Source organism: Pseudomonas sp. 43(2021), from assembly GCF_017490805.1.
In the GTDB taxonomy this organism is placed as follows: Bacteria; Pseudomonadota; Gammaproteobacteria; order Pseudomonadales; family Pseudomonadaceae; genus Aquipseudomonas.
Genome location: NZ_JAFGYJ010000383.1, coordinates 1 through 482, shown reverse-complemented (window position 1 = coordinate 482; position 482 = coordinate 1). Strand labels below are relative to the sequence as shown.

The window sequence follows — 482 nt, the reverse complement described above, 5'->3', positions numbered from 1 at the left end:
GTTCCGGCCGATGCCCGGGCATTCGTGGCAGACGCTGTTTTTCTCCCGGGGCAAACCGACCCTGCGCTACCTCTACGCCTGCTTGAAAAACCTGGGCAACAGCCGCTGAATTCAGGGATCGCGCCATGGCCAACCGCCGCCTGATGACCCTCGTATGGATTTTCACCGAGAAGTTCGGCCTGATCTTTCTGTCGATGATTACCTTTGTCGTCTACGCGCATCTGCTGACGCCGACGGAGCTGGGCATCGGCACGCTGATCATCGCCGTGGTCGAAGTGGTCGGCATTCTAGTCTCGTCGATGCTGGAAGACCCGCTGGTGCGCCTGCAACGTGTCGAGGACAAACACATCAGCAGCGTGTTCTGGTTTGCCGTGCTGGTCAGTCTGTTGTCGATTGCTTTGATTTCGCTGGCAGTGGTGCTGTATACGCCGTCCACCGCGCTGCGCTGGATGACCGCCGTGGCCTCGGTAAAAATCCTCTTC

The 482-nt window shown here is 58.9% G+C and carries 1 protein-coding gene; it reads left to right on the top strand.

Annotated elements, in window-relative coordinates; translation table 11 throughout:
- Positions 1–125: 125 nt before the first annotated feature.
- Positions 126–482: oligosaccharide flippase family protein (locus J5M71_RS27760; RefSeq protein ID WP_207838777.1), on the top strand; the 357-nt coding region annotated here is incomplete at its 3' end.